The following is a 4013-nucleotide window of genomic DNA, read 5'->3' as shown; positions in this document are numbered from 1 at the left end:
GCGGCTGCCGGCTCGCGGCGCCTCATAGGTTCGCTGTGGCTGCGGAGGCTGCTGCGTGCCGCGAGCAGGCTTCCAGGTGGCGTTGGAGTTATCCGGCGGACTAGCGCTCGTGTTGTCCTGGTTTACGGTCTGCGGATCGCGCGCCATGCCGTAACTGATCCGCGTGCGGCTCGAAGGATCGTAGTTGTCCGTCTGGGCAATGGCGGGGCAGACCGTCAACGATGCGGCGAGCGCACCGCAGCCGATCCAAACCAGAACACCCATCTTACGGCATTGAATGATCATTGGTCCGTTCCTAATTGCCTGCGATCCAGCCCACCCTGATCGCAATCGTTCTCGACGGAGAATATCGGAGCTTTGCAATCCGAACTTCCGTTAAAGTCGAAATAATCGGATAAGTCTTCGCAGATTGCCAAAAGCCTTCGTTGCCGACGTTGCCAACGGCGGCCGATGCGCTTGGATCTCAACAATTGGGCAGCGATTGATCCAGGTCATCGCGGAGGTCTTCAAAGGCCTCCAGACCGACGGAGAGCCGGATCAGGCTATCGGTGATGCCGAACGCCTGCCGGGCAGCCGGATCGTAGCTCGCATGGGACATTGAAGCAGGCTGCTCGATCAGCGATTCGACTGCCCCAAGGCTGACGGCCAGTTGAAACAGTCGAGTGCTCTCGGCAACTCGCTTGGCGGCGGCGAAGTCGCCAACGACTTCGAACGACAGCATTGCGCCGAATCCGCCCAACATTTGTTTCGCGGCCAGGGCATGTCCCGGATGCTCTGGCAGACCCGGATATAGCACGCGCCGAATACGTCGGTCGGCGGCCAAATAGCCGGCGATTCGGGAGGCCGTGCGGCACTGCTCGAGCACGCGCAGCTCGAGCGTCTTGAGCCCTCGCGAGCAGAGAAACGATTCGAGAGGCGCCATGACCGCGCCGGTCGCGTTCTGAATGAAATAGAGTCGTTTGCATAACTCGGCATCGCGCATGACGAGCGCTCCACCTAGCACGTCGCTATGCCCGCTGATGTATTTCGTCGCCGAGTGCATGACGATGTCGGCCCCGAGTTCGAGCGGGCGGGTGAGCACTGGCGTGGCAAATGTGCTATCGATCCCCAACAGCGCGCCGTGCCGATGGGCGATGTCGGCGCAGCCGGCAATGTCGGTGATCGACAACAGCGGATTGCCCGGAGTTTCAATCCAGAGCAATCGCGTGCTCGGTGTGATCGCCGCCTCGAATTGTTCCAGATCGGTCGAGGGGACGAGCGTGACGCCGATTCCGCTACGGTTGCAGATTTTGTGTAGCAGCCGATATGTGCCGCCGTAGATGTCGCTGCCCGCAAGAATGTGATCGCCGGAACTGAGCAGCATGGTGACGCAATGGATCGCCGCCATGCCGGAAGAGAAAGCGAGCGCCCCGCAGCCGCCCTCCAGCGAAGTGAGCGTCGTTTCGAGAGCTTTGCGCGTGGGATTGCCGCTCCGCGAGTAGTCGAACTCGGCCCACGTGCCGGCCCCCGGTTGAACGAAGGTCGAGGCCAAATGGATCGGCGGCACGACCGCCCCCGTCTGCCAATCGGCCGCATTGCCAACATGAATTGCACGAGTGCGAAACTGCATGAGGCCGTCGCCTACTGTTCCAGCGCTTGCGCCAAATCGGCGACTAGATCTTCGGGGTTCTCGATCCCGCAGGCCAGGCGGATCATGTTGTCCGGGATGCCGAACCGCTGGCGATCGGCGGCGGTGCATTCATAGTAGCTCATCACGAGCGGTTGCTCGATCAACGATTCGACGCCGCCGAGGCTCGGTCCGATCCGCGGGATTTTCACCGAATCGACCACTCGGGCCGTGGCGCGCCAGTCGGCATCGCGGACGAGGAATGTTACCAAGCCGCCGAATCCGCGCATCGTGCGCCGCGCCACTTCATGATACGGATGCGATGGCAGCCCCGGATAATAAACCTTTTCGATCCGCGGGTGGCCGGCTAGAAACTCCGCCACGGCGAGGCCGTTTTCATTGTGCCGCCGCATCCGCAGCTCGAACGTCTTTAGCCCGCGGCCAAGCAAATAAATGTTTTGCGGCGAATTGATCGCCCCCATGATGCCGCGGAGTTTGCGGATCGGCTCGAGCTTTTCGGCCGTGCCGATCACCGCGCCGGCCAGAAGATCATTGTGCCCGCCAAGATACTTGGTGGCCGAGTGCATCACGTAATCGATCCCGGCGGCCAGCGGGCGGATGTTGAACGGCGTGCCGAGCGTCGCGTCGATCAAGGTCTCGATTTCGCGGCGACGGCCGAGATCGGCGAACCGCTCGAGATCGACGATGCTTAGATGCGGATTGGTCGGCGATTCGCTGATCAAGAGGCGGGTTCGCGGCGTGATGGCGGCTTCCATCGCAGCATAGTCGCAAGCGCGAACCTGCCGAGTCACCACGCCGAAACGCGCGAGATGCTTCAGACAGAACTCGCGGCTGCGATGGTAGCATTCGTCGAAAAAGATCACCTCGTCGCCGGAATTCAACTTGGCCATCAACAGAGTGACGAAGGCCGACATGCCGGTCGTGAAGAGCAATGCCGATTCGCCCCCTTCGAGCGCCGCCAGCTTTCGCTCGACGACGCGCTCGCTCGGATTGCCGTAGCGGCCGTATTCCTCGCGCGGCTGCTTTTGCTCGATGAAGTCGATGACCGCCTGCGTGTTCTCGAACGTGTAGGTCGAGGCGGCGAAGATCGGGTCGGTGATCGCATTGGCCAGCTTCTGGCGGGCCTCGCCACCGTGGACGGCGATCGTCGATACACGATCGGTTGGTTTGCTACTCGCGGCGTCATCGTGTGCCGTCACGTCAAACTCCTCGGCCGAGCTGCCGGTGTCCGCCCGTTCCAGTGGATCCTGTTTCGCCGCGGGTTCGGAAAGACTTGGCGATTCCAACGCGGTGTTTAACTTCGATGGCATGGTGCGAGCGCTCCGAAGGGCAGCAGATGAAGCAAAAACGGAGTAACGCCGACTCCGGAATCCGCGGACACCGCACGCAAAGCCCGCCAGTCCAGCCAAACACAAAAAAAGCCGCGGCTCGAGCCGATACATCGGCTCTGACGCGGCTCCCTTGGGTCAAGTTTGATCGCTAGCCGGCAGACCGCTGGGGGCTGCCGACTCGGGCGATGGCACTTTAGCAGACTGGCTGCAAGCGGCCGCAAATCCCGTTGACTCGAATTGTAACCGACCCGGAAGCCAACAACAAGCCTTTGGGAATTCGAATTGGGGATTCGCGAACTCGGGATCACGGCATTTCGTGGTTTACCGGTCCTAGACGCTTTTGCCGGCCTAGGTTTACAATGACGCGCAGCGATTTGTTCATCTTTCGCGATTCTCGGAGGTGGCTATGTGTTTCGGTTCGCTGGGGCGATGCGAACTATCGTTCTTGATCATCGGCTTGGCCGTCGCGAGGGCAGCGCCGGGCCTCTGCGCGACGGCAGGAAGCGCCGAGCAAGCAACCCGGCCCTCGGCGGGGTCGGTTGACAAGGCCGCGAAGATGGTTTCCCAATTGGGAAGCGAATCTTTCTCGGTCCGTGAAGCGACGACCAATCAGATGATGCAAATGGGAATCGCGATCAAGCCGGTGCTAATGGCCGCGCTCGACGATTCCGATGCGGAGATCCGCATGCGTGCGCGGCGGATATTGACCACGGTGGTGGACGCCGATTTTCAACGCCGCTTGGCCCTCTTTGCCGCGGATGTCCACGACGCGAAACATTATGGTCTCCCAGGATGGTCACGGTTCCGCACGCTGGTCGGCAGCGACCGCGCGGCGCGAAACCTCTTCGTCGAGATGCAGCGGGCCGAACCGAATCTCATGCTGGCATTCGAGCAAGGGCAAGAGCCCGCCGCGCGGATGCTTGAAACACGGATTCGCGTCGCGCAAGGTTCTTTTCAGGGACGAATCGGATTCAACAATAACGGTTTGTCGGTGGGGAGCATCGCGGCTTTGTTGTTTGTCGGCTCCGACAAGAGCATCAATCTTGCCGATGACT

General features: G+C 61.1%; 4 protein-coding genes. 1 reads left to right on the top strand and 3 read right to left on the bottom strand.

Going from position 1 to position 4013, the window contains the following annotated elements; genetic code table 11:
* From VGY55_22380 to VGY55_22370, 3 genes are all read right to left on the bottom strand, one after another.
* Window positions 1-285: hypothetical protein (locus VGY55_22380; protein HEV2972732.1), on the bottom strand; the 285-nt coding region annotated here is incomplete at its 3' end.
* Between the two features lie 178 nt (window positions 286-463).
* Window positions 464-1609 (bottom strand): PLP-dependent aspartate aminotransferase family protein, encoded by a 1146-nt coding sequence (locus VGY55_22375; GenBank protein HEV2972731.1) that lies wholly within the window; start codon window positions 1607-1609, stop codon window positions 464-466.
* Between the two features lie 11 nt (window positions 1610-1620).
* Entirely contained in the window at window positions 1621-2937 is a 1317-nt protein-coding gene (locus tag VGY55_22370) for an aminotransferase class I/II-fold pyridoxal phosphate-dependent enzyme (protein HEV2972730.1), read from the bottom strand.
* Between the two features lie 427 nt (window positions 2938-3364).
* On the opposite strand from VGY55_22370, the gene VGY55_22365 reads away from it, so the two are divergent.
* Window positions 3365-4013: hypothetical protein (locus VGY55_22365; GenBank protein ID HEV2972729.1), on the top strand; the 649-nt coding region annotated here is incomplete at its 3' end.

It is taken from the genome of Pirellulales bacterium (genome assembly GCA_035939775.1).
GTDB lineage: Bacteria > Planctomycetota > Planctomycetia > Pirellulales > DATAWG01 > DASZFO01.
This window is presented reverse-complemented; position numbering and strand designations above follow the sequence as displayed.